Source organism: Dactylosporangium aurantiacum (assembly GCF_000716715.1).
Taxonomy (GTDB): Bacteria; Actinomycetota; Actinomycetes; order Mycobacteriales; family Micromonosporaceae; genus Dactylosporangium; species Dactylosporangium aurantiacum.
The window spans coordinates 402778-421227 of the sequence record NZ_JNYJ01000001.1; the positions used below are offsets into that span (position 1 = coordinate 402778).

An 18450-nucleotide genomic window follows, 5' to 3' on the forward strand; every position below is an offset into this window, starting at 1 on the left:
ACCACCACGAACAAGCACGCCGCGCACCCCGCCGGCGTTAGTGCAGGGAGACCCGACAGCCGTGGCACAACCTCAGGCACCGATGCACCCGGGCCGTCAGCTCGGTGTGCTCGGCACCATCTTCGTTCTGCTCGCCATCTGGGTGTGGTTCGGCGGTGACGGCGGCTGGCGCAACCGGCTTGAGCCGAACCTCGGCCTCGACCTGATCGGCGGGACCACGGTCACGCTGCAGGCGAAGACCGACAACGGCAAGCCGCCCACGAAACAGCAGATGGAGACGGCCAAGGACATCATCGACAGCCGGGTCAACGGCCTGGGTGTCTCCGAGGCCGAGGTCGTCATCGAGGGCGACACCAACATCAACGTCTCCCTGCCGGGCAAGAGCGACGACCGCCTGAAGCAGATCGGCCAGACCGCCGAGCTGCGCTTCCGCAAGGTGCTCGGGCAGACCCAGGACATCGGCGACACCAACCCGTCGGCGTCCGCCTCGGCCTCGCCGTCGGTGTCGGCGTCCGGCTCCGCCCCGGCGGCGTCGGCGTCCGCGTCCACCAGCGCGAAGCCCTCCACGTCGGCGTCCGCGCCCGCGTCGTCGGCCCCGGCGTCCGCCGCGCCGTCCGCGTCCGGGTCGGCGCCGGCCTCCTCCGCGCCGCCCGTCGCCGCCGACGTCGCGCAGCAGCGCGCCGCCGTGCAGAAGAAGATCGGCGACGCCGCCTGGGCCGCGGCCATGCAGGAGGCCGGGCCGGTCGACCTGTCCGCCGACCCGTCGAAGGCCGCGCTCTACGCGCCGTTCAAGTCGCTGACCCCCGAAGAGGTCGCGGTCCTGCCGCCGGCGATGCAGTTCAACATCCCGTTCGTGACCTGCGACAAGCTCGACAATCGTCCGGTCGGCTCGATCCGGGCCGCGGACCAGCCCGCGGTCGCCTGCGAGCCCGGCGTCAAGTACAACCTCGACGTCGCCAAGGTGCTCGGCACCGACGTGTCCAAGGCCGACTCGTCGATCGACTCCACGAACGGCAAGTGGATCGTCACCATCTCGTTCAAGGGCGACGGCCAGGACGCCTGGACCGACCTGACCCGCGAGGCGTACAACAACGGCACCGACAGCAAGCAGGTCGCCGTCGTGCTCGACAACAAGGTCGTCTCCGCGCCGGTCATCGAGAGCGTCATCCCCGGCGACGCGCGCATCACCGGCCAGTTCACCAAGCGCGACACCGAGCTGCTGGCCAACCAGCTGCAGTACGGCGCGCTGCCGCTGTCCTTCGTGCCGCAGGACGCGCAGAGCATCTCCGCCACGCTCGGCAGCTCCCACCTGGAGGCGGGCGTCCTCGCCGCCGGCATCGGCCTGGCGCTGGTGGTGCTCTACTCGTTCTTCTACTACCGGCTGCTGGGCCTGGTCATCACGCTGAGCCTGGTGCTGTCCGGCGCGATGGTCTACATGGCCCTGATCATCCTGGGCCGCACCATGGGCTTCACGCTGACGCTCGCCGGGTTCGCCGGCTTCATCGTGTCGCTCGGTGTCGCCGCCGACTCGTTCGTCATCTACTTCGAACGGCTCAAGGACGAGATCCGGGAGGGCCGCAGCCCGCGCAGCGCCGTGCCGCGCGCCTGGGTCCGGGCCCGCCGCACGATCATCTCCGCCAACGCGATCACCCTGCTCGCCGCCGCGGTGCTGTACTTCTTCTCCATCGGCTCGGTCAAGGGCTTCGCGTTCGCCCTGGGCGTCGCGACCATCCTCGACCTCGTCGTGGTGTTCCTGTTCCGCCATCCGATCATGACGTTGTTCGCGCGCAGCAAGGCATTCTTGTCACCGAGGGTGTCCGGCCTCGGCCGGATCGTCGAGCAGCGTCCCGGCGCCGGTGTGGCGTCCTCCGCCCCCCGTCGTAACCGCCCGAAGGAGGTCTGACGATGAGTGGCAAAGGTGGCATCGCAGCCCGGCTCTACCGTGGTGAAGCCAACATCAACGTCGTCGGTCGCCGGCGGCTCTGGTTCAGCGTCGCCGGGATCGCCCTGCTGATCGCGATCGGCAGCATGGTCTTCAAGGGCTTCACGCTCGGCATCGAGTTCGAGGGCGGCAACCAGTACAGCGTCCCGGTGAGCGTCGGCACGCTGGACGAGGTCGAGAAGGCGTTCGGCGACGCCGGCGTCGAGGTCAAGACGGGTCAGAAGGTCGGTGACAAGCAGTACGTCATCAAGACCGAGCTGATCACCGACTCGGCCCGGCAGACCGAGATCAAGGAGAAGGTGGCCGGCACCTTCAACATCGACGCCACCCAGATCAGCGACAGCGCCGTCAGCACCTCCTGGGGCGGCCAGGTCACCGACAAGGCCCTGCTGAGCCTGGTGATCTTCCTGGCGCTGGTCACGGCGTACCTGGTGTTCCGCTTCGAGTGGCGGATGGCCGTGGCGGCGATCGGCTCGCTGCTGCTGGACCTGGTGCTCACCGGCGGCGTCTACTCGCTCGTCGGGTTCGAGGTCACGCCCTCCACGGTCATCGGCTTCCTGACGATCCTCGGTTTCGCCCTGTACGACGTCGTCGTCGTGTTCGACAAGGTGCAGGAGAACACCAGGGGCATCACCGGCAACAACAACAGCACCTACAGCGAGGCCGCCAACCTGGCGGTCAACCAGACCCTGATGCGCTCCATCAACACCGGTCTGGTCGCCCTGCTGCCCGTCGGCGGCCTGCTCTTCATCGGTGCCGGCCTTCTCGGCGCGGGCACCCTGAAGGACCTCGGCCTGGTGCTGTTCATCGGTATGGGCGTCGCGGTGTACTCCTCGATCTTCTTCGCCACGCCGGTGCTCGCCGAGCTCAAGGTCCGCGAGCCGCGCCTGCAGGCGCACGAGGCCCGGGTGGCGAACCGCCGCGCGGCGGTGGCGAAGCAGGCCACCCAGGCGCCGCCCGTCGACAGCGACGGCGTGCCGATCGGCAGCGCGGCCGGCAAGTCCGCGGAGCGCTCCGAGCTCGCCGGTGCCTCGCCCCGCCCGGGTGCGCGCCCCGGCAACCGTCCCGGCCAGGCGAAACGCCCCCGGGCAGGGGGTCGGCCCGGCTCCGGCCGGCGCTGAGCCTCATCCACGTTCACCCGGTACGGGCGTCGCTGTCGCAGCGGCGCCCGTGCCGCCGTTTCCAGGAGGTACTGCGGTGGAGATCTCGGAGCTGGTCGCCAGCAAGGTCGTGGACGTGCCCGACTTCCCCAAGCCCGGCATCCTGTTCAAGGACCTGATGCCGCTGTTCGCCGACGGTCCGGCGTTCGCCGCCGTGATCGACGCGATCATCACCGAGCACGGCGCGGACAGCTTCGACGTGGTCGCCGGGATCGAGGCCCGCGGCTTCGTGATCGCCGCCGCCGTCGCGTACGCCACCGGCAAGGGCGTCGTGCCGGTGCGCAAGGCCGGCAAGCTGCCCCGCCCGACCGTGTCGGCCAGCTACGCCCTCGAGTACGGCGAGGCGGTCCTCGAGGTCCACGAGGACGCGTTCGTCGCGGGGGAGCGGGTCCTGGTCGTCGACGACGTGCTCGCGACCGGGGGCACCGCCGCCGCCACCCTCGGCCTCGTCGAACGCGCCGGCGGCCGGGTGAGCGGTTTCAGCGTCCTGCTGGAGCTCGGGTTCCTCGGCGGGCGGGAGCGGGTGGCGCCGCGTCCGGTTCATGCCCTGCTGACCGTCTCCTGACCGCGCTTTCCGGCCGCTTGGTCCCTGGGAATGTCGGTGGGGGCGGGTACGCTTGCGGTTCATACGTTGACGGCGATGAGGAGTGGCCGGTGACCGGCGACATCGCATCCCCGAAGGGGGGTACGGTCAAGCGGATGGGCGCTGCGTCGACACCGGAGGCGGTCCACGTGCCAGACGATCAGCAACAGGCACCGCAGGGCACCGAGCCCGAGACGGCCGAGGCCGGCGGTGTGGTGCTGCAGTTCCCGACCCCCGACGGCGCCGTGGCGCACAACCGGCGCTCGACCGACCCGGGCTACACCGGCCCCCGCGGTCCCGTCCCCGGCCCGCCCGCCGCGGCCGCGCCCACCCGGCGCCAGGTCGACGACCTCGGCGAGGACACCGAGGACCTGACCGAGGCGGCCGGCTCGATGACCGGCACCGCGCTGGGGCTGGTCGGCGCCGCGCCGACCGGCCGCCGGGTCCGGGCGCGCCTGGCCCGGTTCAACGCGCCGTGGCAGAGCCCGTCGGTGAGCGAGGTCCTCGAGCCGCTGATCGCGCAGCACAAGGCCAGCCACCCGAAGGCCGACGTGCGGCTGCTGCAGCGGGCCTACGACATGGCCGAGCACTTCCACAAGGGGCAGTACCGCAAGTCGGGCGACCCCTACATCACGCACCCGCTCGCCGTCGCCACGATCCTCGCCGACCTGGGCATGGACACCACGACCCTGGTCGCGGCGCTGCTGCACGACACGATCGAGGACACCGACTACACCATCGAGCGCATCCAGCACGACTTCGGCGGCGAGGTCACGCTGCTCGTCGACGGCGTCACCAAGCTCGACAAGGTCAAGCTCGGCGACGCGGCGAAGGCCGAGACGATCCGCAAGATGGTCGTGGCGATGGCCAAGGACCCGCGGGTGCTGGTCATCAAGCTCGCCGACCGGCTGCACAACATGCGCACCCTGACCTTCCTGCCCCGCCCCAAGCAGGAGCAGAAGGCCAAGGAGACCCTGGAGATCCTGGCGCCCCTCGCCCACCGCCTCGGCATGAACACGATCAAGTGGGAGCTGGAGGACCTGGCGTTCCGCACGCTGTTCCCGAAGCGGTTCGACGAGATCAGCCGGCTCATCGCCGAGCACACCCCGCAGCGCGACTCGCTGCTGCGCACCGTGACCCAGAAGGTCGCCACCGACCTCAAGGCCGCGAAGATCAAGTCCGAGGTGACCGGCCGACCGAAGCACCTCTACTCCGTCTACCAGAAGATGATCGTCCGGGGCCGCGACTTCGGCGACATCTACGACCTGGTCGGCGTGCGCATCCTGGTCGACACGGTGCGCGACTGCTATGCGGCACTCGGTGTCATCCACGCGAACTGGCAGCCCGTCCCGGGCCGGTTCAAGGACTACATCGCGATGCCGAAGTTCAACATGTACCAGTCGCTGCACACCACCGTGATCGGCCCCACCGGCAAGCCCGTGGAGCTGCAGATCCGCAGCTACGCGATGCACCGCACCGCCGAGTACGGCATCGCCGCGCACTGGCGGTACAAGGAGAGCAAGAACGCCACGATCGCCGGCCCGCCCGCCCACATCGACGAGATGACGTGGCTGCGGCAGCTGCTGGACTGGCAGCGGGAGGCGAGCGACCCGTCGGAGTTCCTCGACGCGCTGCGCTTCGACCTGTCCAGCCAGGAGGTGTACGTCTTCACGCCCAAGGGCGACGTGATCGCGCTGACCACCGGCTCGACCCCGGTCGACTTCGCCTACGCCGTGCACACCGAGGTCGGCCACAAGTGCATCGGCGCCCGGGTCAACGGCAAGCTCGTGCCGCTGGAGAGCACGCTGTCCAACGGTGACGTCATCGAGATCTTCACCTCCAAGTCGGAGACCGCCGGCCCGACCCAGGACTGGCTCGGCTTCGTGAAGAGCCCGCGGGCCCGCACGAAGATCCGGCAGTACTTCAACAAGGAGCGCCGCGAGGAGGCGATCGAGGCCGGCAAGGAGGCGATCGTCAAGGCCATGCGCAAGCAGGGCCTGCCGCTGCAGCGCCTGCTGACCTCCGAGTCGCTCATGACGATCGCCCGCGAGCTGCACCTCGCCGACGTCGCGGCCCTCTACGCCGCCGTCGGCGACGGCCAGGCCTCCGCCCAGTCGATCGTCCAGCGCCTCGTCGCGGGCTACGGCGGCGAGGAGGGCGCGGTCGAGGACATCGCCGAGACCGCCATCCCGACCCGCCCGTCACGCACCCGCACCGCCGCCTCCGACCCCGGCGTCGAGGTCCTCGGCGTCGACGACGTCTGGATCAAGCTCGCCCGCTGCTGCACCCCGGTCCCCGGCGACGCCGTCTTCGGCTTCGTCACCCGCTCCGGCGGCGTCAGCGTGCACCGCGACGACTGCGCCAACGCCGCCGACCTCAAGGAGCAGCCGGAGCGGGTCCTGGAGGTCAACTGGAAGCCCACCAGCGCCTCCACGTTCCTCGTCGCCATCCAGGTCGAGGCCCTGGACCGCCACAAGCTCCTCGCCGACGTCACCCGCGTGCTGTCCGAGGAGAAGGTCAACATCCTGTCCGCCACGGTCACCACGACCCGCGACAGGGTGGCGATCAGCCGGTTCAGCTTCGAGATGGCCGACCCGAAGCACCTCAACCACCTCCTGGCCGCGGTCCGCCGCATCGACGGCGTGTACGACGCCTACCGGGTCACCTCCGGCGCCTGACCCACCCGGCCACGGCGCCCTCCGCCGCGGCGCCCGGCGCGCGCGGCCGGCGGGTCACGGGCTTGCCGTGGCGCTCACGGCCGGCCCGGGGCGCTTCCGGGGCGGTGCCGACCGCGTTTCCGCGCGCTCCGTGTTGGGCGGGCACCGGGAGACGGCCTGCGCCGGTCTGAGGTCTTGTGAGCGGTGTCCGCTCTGCTTGCCGGGCTCGGAGGAGCTCTGCGTCGGTCTGAGGGCTTCAGGACGGCTCTGTGGCGTGCTGGACCCGCACGGCGGCCGGGTTTCCGCGACCTGCCCCGTTGCGAGAGTTGCCCGCCTCGACCGACCGCGCGTCGGCGGCAGGAAGTTCTCCGCGGGGATGCTGTAGCTTGGCTGATGCCTCGTCCCCGTGCTGTCCGTCGCTCATCTGCCTGGTCGACTGCACCGCGGCGGAGACCGGCTCGCCGACAGCGCACTGTGGCGCATCGCCCCTGGTCCGGATGCGCTGCCATCAGCCGACCAAGGACCCCGTCGCACGCCGCACCGGTGAGGGCAAGACGAAGACAGAGATCATGCTTCGCCGCAAGCGCTACGTCGCCCGCGAGACATTTCCGCTACCGGTGGTCAGCATCGCCTGGTGCGAGAAGTGGCAAAACCGACAGCCTGGCCGTGGCGTGGAAATACGTGAAAACAGGAAGGGCCGCAGCTCGGTGAGCTGCGGCCCTGTCCAGGTCGGCGATCAGCTGGCCGGGCTCATCGTCAGCGAGTTGATCTTCACCTCGGTCTTCGGTGCGCCGTCGCCGGAGGAGGCGGCGGCCGGGTCACCGGAGGCGGCGGGGTCCGGGACGGTGCCGGCCTCGGCGACCTTCTTGACCAGGTCGAGGCCCTCGGTGACCCGGCCGAGGACCGTGTAGTCGGCCGACAGGGACTCGATGTCCTTGTAGACGATGAAGAACTGGCTGCCGCTGCTGGCCGGGTTCTGCGTCTTCGCGATCGCGACCATGCCCTCGGTGTACGCGGGGCGGCGGCCGGTCGGCAGGTTCTCCTCGGCGTAGCGGTACGTCGGGCCGCCGAGGCTGGTGCCGGACGGGTCGCCGCACTGCAGGACGTAGATGCTCTGGGTCACCAGGCGGTGGCACTTCGAGCCGTCGAAGAACTTCTTGCCGGCCAGGTACGTGAAGCTGGCCGCCGCGCACGGGGCGTGCTCGGTGTCGACCTTGATCTTGATCACGCCGACGCTGGTGTCCATGGTCATGACCTGGGACCCGGTGCGGGGCTCGCCGGACGCCGGCGGGGTGCCGACGTCCTTCACCTCCTTGGGGATCTCCGGCTTGGGCGACGCGGACGGGTCGACCAGGGGCAGCCAGGTGCAGCTGGTCGGGGTCGCGGAGGCCGAGGCCGAGGCGGCCGCCTCGGCGCCGGTCTTCGTGTCGTCGCCCTTGGTCAGCACGACCACCAGCCACGCCACGCCGAGCAGGACAACCAACCCACCGGCCGTCGCGGCGATCGTCGTGTTCCTGCGCCGTCGGCTGGCTGAGCGCTCTGCGCGGTCGGCCATCTCCCGCTCCAGTCGCGCACGCGCTGCGGCGCGCTGGCGGTCCCGGTTGGAGGTCACGGTTGGTACTCCTTGCTCAGCAGGGATTGGGGTGGAGTTACGACTTGCTGGAGGCGCTGGCCGACGGGGCCGGCGAGGCGGGCGCCGACGACGCCGGGGCGGAGGCGGGGGCCGACGTGGCGGGCGTCGGGTCCTCCTGCGGGGCGACGTCGGTGATCGTCAGCGAGCTGATCTTCGCCTCGGTCTTCGGCTTGCCGTCCCCGGCCGGGTCGGAGCCGCCGGCGCCGATCTGGGTCAGCACGTCCATGCCGCCGACGATCGTGCCGAAGATGGTGTAGTTCGGCGGCAGCTTGATGTCCTTGAACACCAGGAAGAACTGGCTGCTGTTGGTGTCGGCGCCGGAGTTGGCCATCGCGACGGTGCCGGCCGGGTAGAGCACGTTGGTGTCCGCCGGGGCGGACGGATCCGCCGAGGGGTCGGTGGACGGCGCGGCGGCCGGCGGCGGGTTGTTCTCGTCGGGGAACCGGTACGCGGGGCCGCCGCTGCCGGTGCCGGACGGGTCGCCGCACTGCAGCAGCGAGTCGTTGAGCATCCGGTGGCAGGTGGTGTTGTCGAAGAACTTCTTGCTCGCCAGGTACGTGAAACTCTCCACGGTGCACGGCGCCTTGCTCGGGTCGAGCTTGGCCGTCACGGTGCCCTGGCCCAGGGCGATCGTCATCGTCTTGACGCCGTTCTTGACCACGTCGTTGGTCCGCGGCTTGCCCACGTCGGTGACGCCGCCACCGGCGTCGACCGGGGTCCAGGCGCAGTCGGCGGCGCGGACCGGCTCGGGGTCGAACCCGCCGGTCTTCCAGATCACGGCCAGGACCAGCAGGGTCAGTGCCACGGCCCCGCCGATGCCGGCCTGCCATTGCCGACGACGCCGTGCCGCTGCCGCCCGACGGGCGATCTGCCGCTCGGTCTTCGCCCGCGCCAAGGCGCGTTGCCGGCTCTTACTGGAAGCCACCGGTGCTCCCCTCCAGGAAAATACGTTTGGGTGCCACGTCACACGCCCGCCAGAGTGTACGGGTAGAAACCGGAATGGTGGTCGCCGCCCGGTCACGGTTCGCTGTGCCTGACCTCCGGATAGGGTCTGAGGGGTTGTCGCGCGGAAATCGACAGGGAGGAGCGCCGCGTTGCTCGTCGCCGGCTTTCCCGCCGAGGCGTTCGGGACCAACTGCTACGTGGTCGCTCCCGCGCCCGGTGAGCAGTGCGTCGTCATCGACCCCGGGATCGGGGTCCTCGACCGGCTGGACGCCGTGCTCGCCGAGCACCGCCTGCAGCCGGCCGCGGTCCTGCTCACCCACGGCCACCTGGACCACACGTTCTCCGTCACGCCGGTGTGTGGCGCGCGGGGCATCACCGCCTACATCCACCCGGACGACGGCGAGATGCTCGCCGACCCGGCCAAGGGGCTCAGCACCGACCTGACGGCGCTGTTCGGCGGCCGGCTGAGCTGGACGGAGCCCGAGGACGTCGCACCCCTGGAGGACGGCCTGGTCCTCAAGATAGCCGGGCTGGAGCTGATCGTCGACCACGCGCCGGGCCACACGCGCGGGTCGGTGATGTTCCGCGGCGCCGAGCAGATCTTCACCGGAGACGTGCTGTTCAAGGGCTCCATCGGCCGCACCGACCTGCCCGGCGGCAGCATGGCGCAGATGATGGCGAGCCTGCGCGACAAGGTGCTCACGCTCCCCGACGAGCTCGTGGTCCTGCCCGGGCACGGGCCCGGCACCACGATCGGCCGGGAACGCAAGGGCAACCCGTACCTGCGCGAAGCGACGACACAGAACCCCAACCGAGGCTGGTAGACACAGATGACCCGTCCCACGCCGCTGTCCGGTTTCCCGGAGTGGCTCCCCGAGCAGCGCCTCGTCGAGCAGCAGGTCCTCGACCGGCTGCGGCGCACGTTCGAGCTGTACGGCTTCTCGCCCCTGGAGACGCGCGCCGTCGAGCCGCTCGACCAGTTGCTGCGCAAGGGGGAGACCTCCAAGGAGATCTACACGCTGCACCGCCTGCAGGCGGCGGAGGGCGACGACGAGCCGAGCCTCGGGCTGCACTTCGACCTGACCGTCCCGTTCGCGCGGTATGTCCTGGAGAACGCCGGCAAGCTGCAGTTCCCCTTCCGCCGGTACCAGATCCAGAAGGTGTGGCGGGGGGAGCGCCCGGCGGCCGGCCGCTATCGCGAGTTCCTGCAGGCGGACATCGACATCGTCGACCGTGACACCCTGCCCTCCCACTACGAGGCCGAGATCCCGCTGGTCATCGGCGACGCGCTGCGGTCGCTGCCGATTCCGCCGGTCAAGATCATGGTCAACAACCGCAAGCTGTGTGAGGGGTTCTACCGGGGCCTCGACATCGACGAGCCGGAAGAAATTCTCAGAATAGTCGACAAACTGGACAAAGTCGGTCCGGACGCCGTGAAAGCGGAAATAGCCGGAAAATATGATGAGGCGCGGGCGGACGCCTGCCTCGCGCTCGCCGCCATCCGCGCGCAGGACGCGTCCTTCGCCGACGAGGTCCGCAAGCTCGGCGTCGAGCACCCGCTGCTCGACGAGGGCGTCGCCGAGCTCGCGGCGGTCGTGGAGACCGCCCGCGAGCACAGCCCCGGCCTGGTCGAGGCGACCCTGAAGATCGCCCGCGGCCTCGACTACTACACGGGCACCGTTTACGAGACCGAGCTGGCCGGGTTCGAGCAGTTCGGCTCGATCTGCTCCGGCGGGCGGTACGACAACCTCGCCAGCGCCGGCCGGGACGTCTTCCCCGGCGTCGGCATCTCCATCGGCGTCTCGCGCCTGCTCGGCCTGCTCTTCAAGGCCGAGGCCCTGACGGTGTCCCGGCCCGTGCCGACCGCCGTGCTGGTCGCGCTGTGGAGCGAGCAGGACCGGCCGGTCAGCAACCGCATCGCCGCGTCGCTGCGGTCCCGCGGCATCGCCACGGAGGTCGCGCCGGTACCGGCGAAGCTCGGCAAGCAGATCCGCCACGCCGAGCGGCGGGGCATCCCGTTCGTCTGGTTCCCCGCCAACGGCGACAACCCCGACCAGGTGAAGGACATCCGCAGCGGGGAGCAGGTCGACGCCGAAGGATGGGCACCCCCCGCCGAGGACATCGCCCCGACGCTGCGGTGACAGAATGACTACCACCTGCCCGTACGCGAAGGAGAGAGACATCCCGTGATCCGATCCCATCAGTCCGGCGCCCTGCGGGCCGGCGACGCCGGCACGACCGTGACGCTCGCCGGCTGGGTGGCCCGCCGCCGCGACCACGGCGGCGTCATCTTCGTGGATCTGCGGGACGCCTCCGGCGTGGTCCAGGTCGTCTTCCGCGAGGACATGCAGGTCGCGCACGCGCTGCGCAACGAGTACTGCGTCCTGGTCACCGGCGAGGTGCGCACCCGCCCGGCCGGCAACGAGAACCCCGACCTGCCCACCGGCGCGGTCGAGGTCGTCGCCACCTCCCTGGAGGTGCTGTCGGAGGCCGCGCCGCTGCCGCTGCCGGTCGACGACGGCGAGGCCGCCAGCGACGACGTGCGCTACCGCTACCGCTACCTCGACCTGCGCCGCTCCGGCCCGCACAAGGCGATGAAGCTGCGCTCCCGGGCCAACCAGATCGCCCGCAACCTGCTCGCCGAGCGCGACTTCGTCGAGGTGGAGACCCCGACGCTGACCCGCTCCACGCCCGAGGGCGCCCGCGACTTCCTGGTGCCCGTGCGGCTGCAGCCCGGCACCTGGTATGCGCTGCCCCAGTCGCCGCAGCTGTTCAAGCAGCTGCTCATGGTCGGCGGCCTGGAGCGGTACTACCAGATCGCCCGCTGCTACCGCGACGAGGGCTTCCGCGCCGACCGGCAGCCGGAGTTCACCCAGCTGGACATCGAGATGTCGTTCGTGACCCAGGACGACATCATCGAGCTCGGCGAGGCGATCGTGCGGGCTCTGTGGTCCGACCTCGCCGGCCACGAGATCACCGGCGACATCCCGAAGCTGACCTGGCACGACGCCCTCGCCCGGTACGGCTCCGACAAGCCCGACCTGCGCTACTCCGTCGAGCTGACCGAGCTGACCGACTACCTGCGCGGCACCGAGTTCCGCGTCTTCGCCGGCGCGATCGACGCCGGCGGCTACGTCGGCGCGGTCGTCATGCCCGGCGGCGCCGCGCAGACCCGCAAGGAGCTCGACGGCTGGCAGGACTGGGCCAAGGCGCGCGGCGCCCGCGGCCTCGCCTACGTGGTGCTCGACGCCGAGACCGGCGAGCCGCGCGGCCCCGTGGCGAAGAACCTGTCCGCGGAGCACCTGGCCGGCCTCGCCGACGCCGTCGGCGCCAAGCCCGGCGACGCGGTCTTCTTCGCCGCCGCCACCGAGCGCCGCGAGGCGCAGGAGCTGCTCGGCGCCGCCCGCATCGAGATCGCGAAGCGGGCCAAGCTCGTCGACGAGTCGGCCTGGTCGTTCTGCTGGGTCGTCGACGCGCCCATGTTCGAGCCCACCGACCCGGACGCCGGCGGCACCGGCGGCGGCGCGAAGGGCTGGACGGCCGTGCACCACCCGTTCACCTCGCCGAACCGCGAGTGGATCGACCGGTTCGAGGAGTCCCCGGGCGAGGCCCTGGCCTACGCGTACGACATCGTCTGCAACGGCAACGAGATCGGCGGCGGGTCCGTGCGTATCCACCGCGGCGACGTGCAGCGGCGGGTCTTCGACATCCTCGGCATCAGCCCCGAGGACGCCGCGGACAAGTTCGGCTTCCTGCTCGAGGCGTTCAAGTACGGCCCGCCGCCGCACGCCGGCATCGCCTTCGGCTGGGACCGCATCTGCATGCTCCTCGCCGGCGCCGACTCGATCCGCGAGGTGATCGCGTTCCCGAAGACCGGCGGCGGCTTCGACCCGCTGACCGGCGCGCCGACCCCGATCACGGCGCAGCAGCGCGCCGAGGCCGGCGTCGACGCCAAGCCGAAGGCCGCGGCCGCCGAGGCGAAGGCTTGACGGTGCTCGTGACCGGCGCCTCCGGGTATCTCGGAGGCGCCGTCGCCGCCCTCGCCGGGGCGGTGCCCGCACCCCGGGTGGACATCCGCGACCTGGCCGCGCTGTCCGCCCTGTTCGCCGTGGTACGGCCCGCGACCGTCATCCACACCGCCACCACCCTCGGCAACAAGGGCGGCGCACCGCAGGACCTGTGGCCCGTGGTCGCCGCCGGCGCCGCCAACGTCGCGGTCGCGGCCCGCGCGGTCGGCGCCCGCCTCGTCCACGTGTCCTCCGACGCCGTGTTCGCCGGGCGTGACGCGCCGTACACGGAGGCGGACGCGCCGTCGCCGGTGTTCGACTACGGCGCCGCGAAGGCCGCCGCCGAGGAGGCCGTCGCCGCCGTCGACCCGGGCGCCGCCATCGTGCGGACCTCCCTGATCGTCTCCGGCGGCCGCGGCGAGCTGTCCCGGCACGAGCGCACCTGCCTCGACCTGGCCACGGGCGCGGCGCAGGGTGCGCTGTTCACCGACGAGATCCGCTGCCCGATCGCCGTGGACGACCTGGCCGCGGCCGTCGTCGCGCTGGCCGCGACCGACCACGCCGGGGTGCTCAACATCGCCGGCCCGCAGGCGCTGTCCCGCCACGAGCTCGGCGTGCGGGTCGCCGCCCGGCACGGCGTGGACGCCGCCGCCGTGCCCGCCGCCACCCTCGCGGCGAGCGGCCTGACCCGCCCCGGCCGGGTGGTGCTGGACTCCTCCGCCGCCGCGCGGCTGCTCGGGCTCACCCCGCGACCCGTCTAGAAATCTGTTTCGCAGCGCAAACATGTAGGGTCTGGGGCCGTGGACGGCTTGTTTGAGGTGCAACCACCGGACGGCGGCGACCCCGCGCGGCCCGGCGGGTTCGACGACGTCGCCGCCGACGCGCCCCTCGCGGTGCGGATGCGGCCACGGACCCTGGACGAGCTGGTCGGGCAGCAGCACCTGCTGGCTCCCGGCGCCCCGCTGCGGCAGCTCGTCGTCGGTGCCGCGCCGATGTCGGTGATCCTCTACGGCCCGCCCGGCTCCGGCAAGACCACCATCGCGCACCTGGTCGCGGGCGCATCCGACCGGAAGTTCGTCGCGCTGTCCGCGCTCACCTCCGGGGTGAAGGACGTGCGTTCGGTCATCGATGTCGCACGCCGCGAACGCCGCCGCGGCGGCCCGCAGACCGTGCTGTTCATCGACGAGGTGCACCGCTTCAGCAAGACGCAGCAGGACTCGCTCCTCGCGGCGGTCGAGGACCGCACCGTGACGCTGCTCGCCGCGACCACCGAGAACCCGTCGTTCTCCGTCATCACCCCGCTGCTGTCGCGCTGCGTGCTGCTGAAGCTCGAGCCGCTCACCGACGATGACGTGCGCCGCCTGGTCCGGCGCGCCCTGACCGACCCGCGCGGGCTCGACAGCCAGGTCACGCTCGCCCCGGAGGCCGAGGCGCATCTGGTACGACTGGCGCTCGGCGACGTCAGGAAGGCGCTCACGGCCCTGGAGGCGGCCGCCGGCACCGCCCTGGCCCAGGGCGTCACCGAGGTCGACCTGACCACCGCCGAGCGGGCCGTGGACGTGGCCGCGCTGCGCTACGACCGCGACGGCGACGAGCACTACGACGTGATCAGCGCGTTCATCAAGAGCATCCGCGGGTCCGACGTCGACGCCGCCCTGCACTACCTGGCGCGGATGCTGGTCGCGGGGGAGGACGCCCGGTTCATCGCCCGGCGGCTCGTCGTGCACGCCAGCGAGGACGTCGGCATGGCCGACCCGACCGCGCTGCAGACCGCGACGGCCGCCGCGCACGCCGTGCAGTTCGTCGGCCTGCCCGAGGCCCAGATCGTGCTGGCGCAGGCCGTGATCCACCTGGCGCTCGCCCCGAAGTCCAACGCGGTCGTCGTCGCGATCGGCGCCGCCATGGCCGACGTGCGCGCCGGGCACGGCGGTGCAGTTCCCGCGCATTTACGCGATTCGCATTACAGCGGCGCATCCAAGCTCGGCCACGGCAAAGGGTACAAATACCCCCATGACGACCCTCGAGGCGTTGTCCCGCAACGGTACGCCCCGGAAGGGCTCGACGACCGGGAGTACTACCGCCCTACGGGCCATGGCGCTGAGCGCGCTGTGGCGGAACGATTGCCCAAACTGCGGCGTATCGTGCGGGGGACCGACGGCGTGACCAGCATGGTGGAGGAGCGGCACCGGTGACATCGGGTCGAGACGAGGCCAAGAAGCGGCGCGGCCGCGGCAAGGCCGAAGAAGGCCCGAGCGACGAGGACCTCGGCTGGCTCGCCGAACTCCGCAGCGCCCGCGGCGACGAGGACGTCCTGCCGCCGCCCCCGGCCACCCCGGGCCCCGGCGGCCGTGACCTGCTGGACGACGCCCCGCCCCCGGACCCCCGCCGCCGCGCGGACCCGCCCCGACCCGCCGAGCCGACCCAGGCCTGGCACGTGCCCCGGGAGTCCCCGTCGGGCGGCCTGCCGGCGTCGGGTCGTCGCGGCACCGCCGAGCCCCCGCCGGGTGGCGTGCCCACGTCCGGCCGCCGTGGCGCGGAGCCGCCGTCGGGCGGCCTGCCGGCCTCGGGCCGCCGCGGCGCCGCCGAGCCCCCGCCGGGTGGCGTGCCCACGTCCGGCCGCCGTGGCGTGGAGCCGCCGTCGGGTGGCCTGCCGGCGTCGGGTCGCCGTGGCGTGGAGCCGCCGTCGGGCGGTCTGCCGGCGTCGGGCCGCCGTGGCGTGGAGCCGCCGTCGGGTGGTCTGCCGGCGTCGGGTGGCGTCGCGCCGGCCGGGCGGCGGGGTCCCGCCGAGCGGGAGTCCCCGTCGGGTGGTCTTCCGGCCGGTGGCCGGCGTGCGGCGGCGGAGCCTGCCGCTGGTTGGCCGGCCGGTCGCGGCGCGGGTCGTGGCGAGGTCGAGCGGGAGTCGCCGTCCGGTGGTGTGCCGGCCCGTGGGCGGGGCGGCGTGCCCGAGCCCGCGCCGCCGTGGCAGCCGGAGACCTCCCAGTCCGTCGGCCGCCGCGCCGCCCCTGAGCCTTCTGCGCCGATCACCGGCCGCCGCGCCGCGCCGGAGACCGCTGAGCCCCCCACCGGCCGCCGCGCCGCGCCGGGCAGCCCCGAGCCCACCGCCGGGCGCCGGGCCGCTCCTGAGATCCCCGAGCCCACCATCGGGCGGCGCGCGGCTCCCGAGCTCCCTGAGCCCACGGTCGGGCGCCGGGCCGTTCCCGAGGTCGCCGAGCCCACCATCGGCCGGCGGGCCGCGCCGGAGATCGCTGAGCCCACCATCGGGCGCCGGGCCGTGCCGGACGTCACTGAACCCACCATCGGGCGGCGGGCCGTTCCAGGTGTTGCCGAGCCCGCCGCCGGGCGGCGGGCCGCTCCTGAGCCGCCTGCCGGGCGGCGTGCGGCGCCGGAGACCGGTGAGCCCACCATCGGGCGGCGGGCGGCTCCCGAGATCGCTGAGCCGACCGCCGGGCGGCGGGCCGCTTCCGAGCCGCCCGCCGGGCGTCGTGCCGCGGCGGGTGCCGCACCGGTGTCGGGCCGCACAGCGGTGCCGGGAGCGTTGCCTGTCACCGGCCGCACCGCCGTGCCCGGGGTGCCGCCCGTCGCGGGCCGCACCGCGGTGCCCGGCACGCCGCCCGTCACGGGCCGCACGGCGGTGCCCGGGGTGCCGCCCGCCACTGGTCGCACCGCCGTGCCCGGGGCTGCCGTGCCGGGTGTGCCCGGCGTCGAGCCCGGTGAGCGGGGTCCGGCCGCCGCACCCGTGAGCCGCCCGCCCCTTGGCGGTGGCGGATCCGTCACGGGCCGCACGTCCGTGCCCGGGGCGGTGCCCTCGCCGTGGGACTCGCCCGCTCAGGAAACACCGCCTGGAGGCCACCGCGCCCCGGTCGGTGAACGCCGGGACGACGACGAGTCCCCCTCGCGTGGCCGCCGTGCCGCCGACGAGTCCCCGTCGCGCGGACGGCGCCTCGACGACGAGTCCCCGTCGCGCGGTCGGCGCCTCGACGACGAGTCCCCGTCGCGTGGTCGGCGCCTCGACGACGAGTCGCCGTCGCGGGAGAGGCGGCTCGACGACGAGTCGCCGTCGCGGGGGAGGCGGGCGGCGGTGCCCGAGCCGCGCCGTGGCGAGCACGACCTGGAGCAGAGCGGCGGGCGCCGGGCGTTCGAGGCGGCCGCCGACGAGACCCGCTTCGCCGCCGACGGGCTCCCGCCGGCGCAGCGCCGTGGCGGCTCCGGAGCGGAACTGACCAGCCGGTTCGCCGCCGACCCCGGTCCCGCCGCGGCACCGGGCAGGGACGCCCACGGCTCAGCCGGCTCCCGGGGCGTCGGCGCCCAGGGCTCCGGCCCCCGCGGCGCCGGGCCGCACAGCAGCGGACCGCACGGCACCGGCCCCCTCGCCGGCGGCGGCACCGTCGGACCGCGCGGCTCCAGCGGCCCCGGTGGCCCCGGCAGCCAAGGCGGCCAAGGCGGCGGCCCCGGCGGCCGAAGCGGTCCCAGCGGCCCTGGCACCTCCGGCGGCCCAGGCCAAGGCGGTCCCGGCGGCCAAGGCGGTCCCGGCGGCCAAGGCGGTCCCGGCGGCCCCAAAGGCACCCAGACCGGCGGTGGGCCCGGCATCCACCACGGCCCGCAGCACCCCCAGCAGCGCGGACCACAGCAGCAGCGCGGACCGCAGCAGCAGCGCGGCCCCCAGGGCGGCCAGGGCGGTCCCGGCGGCCGGCCGGCGCCGTACGGGGTGGCCCGCCAGCCCGGCGAGGCGCCGCCGAAACCGTTCGTGGACCTCGCCCGGTTCGACCCGAACCCGGCGATCACGTACCGGGGGACCGCCACCACCCCGGGCGCGTTCGACTGGGAGTCCACGACGCAGATCGCGCCGTTCGGGCTGCTGCAGCTCGCGCAGGCGAAACGGGTCCGGCAGCTGCGCCTGGCCACGATCATCTTCGTGGTGCTCGCGGTGGTGAGCGCGCCGGCGGCGTTCTTCGTGATCCGCGAGTTCACCCGGGACCCGGTGTTCGTGGAGCTGGACAACCTGAACCTGCCGGAGTGGGCGGCGCGCAACCCCACCGACGGGGCCCTGGGCAGCCGGTGGTGCATCCGGGAGTGCCGGTCGCGGCAGCGCACGTGGGAGTCGGCGCGCGGGCCGGAGGAGACGAACCGGGCGTTCGTCGGCAAGCTCAGGGACGCCGGCTGGGTGGAGTGGGACATCCCGGACTGCCAGGCGGAGGGCGTCGACGGGATCGAGACCTGCTGGCAGCGCGACGAGTACGTGCTGGACCTGTGGGTGCGCGCCGCCGTCTGTGACGTGAAGAACGCCCGGCCGACGGTGAACGCGTCGCCGCCGGCGGGGTCGGCGAAGCCGACGGCGAAGGCGCCGGCCAGCCAGCCGGCGTCGCAGGAGCCGAATCCGCAGCCGAGCGAGGTGGACGGCCCGGCGCCCGCGCCGACCGCCATCTGCCCGCTCGCGGTGACGACGATCAAGGTCTTCAACCGGATCAGCTACGGCCCAGGTGGGGACCAGGGCGGCGGTTGACCGCGACACCGGCCGGTCGGGAA

Annotated in this window: 11 protein-coding genes and 1 pseudogene; 10 read left to right on the forward strand and 2 right to left on the reverse strand. The window is 72.9% G+C overall.

From position 1 onward, the window contains the following. Positions 1–61 precede the first annotated feature (61 nt). The 4 genes from secD to OP18_RS01860 all read left to right on the forward strand — a co-directional run bounded on the left by secD (position 62) and on the right by OP18_RS01860 (position 6363). Complete coding sequence (secD, locus tag OP18_RS01845; protein WP_063745401.1) at positions 62–1903, forward strand: protein translocase subunit SecD; 1842 nt, start codon at positions 62–64, stop codon at positions 1901–1903. A gap of 2 nt (positions 1904–1905) precedes the next feature. Next, a complete protein-coding gene (gene secF / locus OP18_RS01850) occupies positions 1906–3063 on the forward strand; it encodes a protein translocase subunit SecF (RefSeq protein WP_033356815.1) in 1158 nt (385 codons plus the stop codon). A 49-nt stretch (positions 3064–3112) separates the two neighbouring features. Next, positions 3113–3667 carry an adenine phosphoribosyltransferase gene (locus tag OP18_RS01855; RefSeq protein ID WP_033356816.1) on the forward strand — a complete coding sequence of 185 codons (555 nt, stop codon included), beginning with the start codon at positions 3113–3115 and terminating at the stop codon, positions 3665–3667. Positions 3668–3801: 134 nt separating this feature from the next. Continuing rightward, a complete protein-coding gene (locus OP18_RS01860) occupies positions 3802–6363 on the forward strand; it encodes a RelA/SpoT family protein (RefSeq protein ID WP_156089232.1) in 2562 nt (853 codons plus the stop codon). 715 nt (positions 6364–7078) lie between these two features. On the opposite strand, the gene OP18_RS01865 is transcribed toward OP18_RS01860, so the two are convergent. Continuing rightward, entirely contained in the window at positions 7079–7897 is an 819-nt protein-coding gene (locus OP18_RS01865; RefSeq protein WP_211273407.1) for a peptidylprolyl isomerase, read from the reverse strand. Between the two features lie 94 nt (positions 7898–7991). After that, positions 7992–8900 carry a peptidylprolyl isomerase gene (locus OP18_RS01870; RefSeq protein WP_033356818.1) on the reverse strand — a complete coding sequence of 303 codons (909 nt, stop codon included), beginning with the start codon at positions 8898–8900 and terminating at the stop codon, positions 7992–7994. Between the two features lie 169 nt (positions 8901–9069). Between OP18_RS01870 and OP18_RS01875 the strand changes: the two genes are divergently transcribed. The 6 genes and pseudogenes from OP18_RS01875 (at position 9070) to OP18_RS01900 (ending at position 18427) form a co-directional block, all read left to right on the forward strand. Beyond that, complete coding sequence (locus OP18_RS01875) at positions 9070–9744, forward strand: MBL fold metallo-hydrolase (RefSeq protein ID WP_033356819.1); 675 nt, start codon at positions 9070–9072, stop codon at positions 9742–9744. 6 nt (positions 9745–9750) lie between these two features. Beyond that, positions 9751–11061 carry a histidine--tRNA ligase gene (gene hisS, locus OP18_RS01880; RefSeq protein WP_033356820.1) on the forward strand — a complete coding sequence of 437 codons (1311 nt, stop codon included), beginning with the start codon at positions 9751–9753 and terminating at the stop codon, positions 11059–11061. A 45-nt stretch (positions 11062–11106) separates the two neighbouring features. Further along, the gene (aspS, locus tag OP18_RS01885) at positions 11107–12909 is read left to right on the forward strand and encodes an aspartate--tRNA ligase (RefSeq protein ID WP_033356821.1); all 1803 of its coding nucleotides are present in this window, start codon (positions 11107–11109) and stop codon (positions 12907–12909) included. 2 nt (positions 12910–12911) lie between these two features. Then, positions 12912–13688 carry a sugar nucleotide-binding protein gene (locus tag OP18_RS01890; RefSeq protein ID WP_245635227.1) on the forward strand — a complete coding sequence of 259 codons (777 nt, stop codon included), beginning with the start codon at positions 12912–12914 and terminating at the stop codon, positions 13686–13688. A gap of 39 nt (positions 13689–13727) precedes the next feature. Then, positions 13728–15074, forward strand: a pseudogene (locus OP18_RS01895) (replication-associated recombination protein A); the annotation flags it as partial. Between the two features lie 41 nt (positions 15075–15115). Next, a complete protein-coding gene (locus tag OP18_RS01900) occupies positions 15116–18427 on the forward strand; it encodes a hypothetical protein (protein WP_033356823.1) in 3312 nt (1103 codons plus the stop codon). The last annotated feature ends 23 nt before the right edge of the window (positions 18428–18450 follow it).

Bases quoted from the DNA above. Each gene is read 5' to 3' on its own strand.
- OP18_RS01865 (WP_211273407.1), bottom strand. From the start codon at position 7,897: ATGGCCGACCGCGCAGAGCGCTCAGCCAGCCGACGGCGCAGGAACACG.
- OP18_RS01860 (WP_156089232.1), top strand. From the start codon at position 3,802: ATGGGCGCTGCGTCGACACCGGAGGCGGTCCACGTGCCAGACGATCAG.
- secF (WP_033356815.1), top strand. From the start codon at position 1,906: ATGAGTGGCAAAGGTGGCATCGCAGCCCGGCTCTACCGTGGTGAAGCC.
- hisS (WP_033356820.1), top strand. From the start codon at position 9,751: ATGACCCGTCCCACGCCGCTGTCCGGTTTCCCGGAGTGGCTCCCCGAG.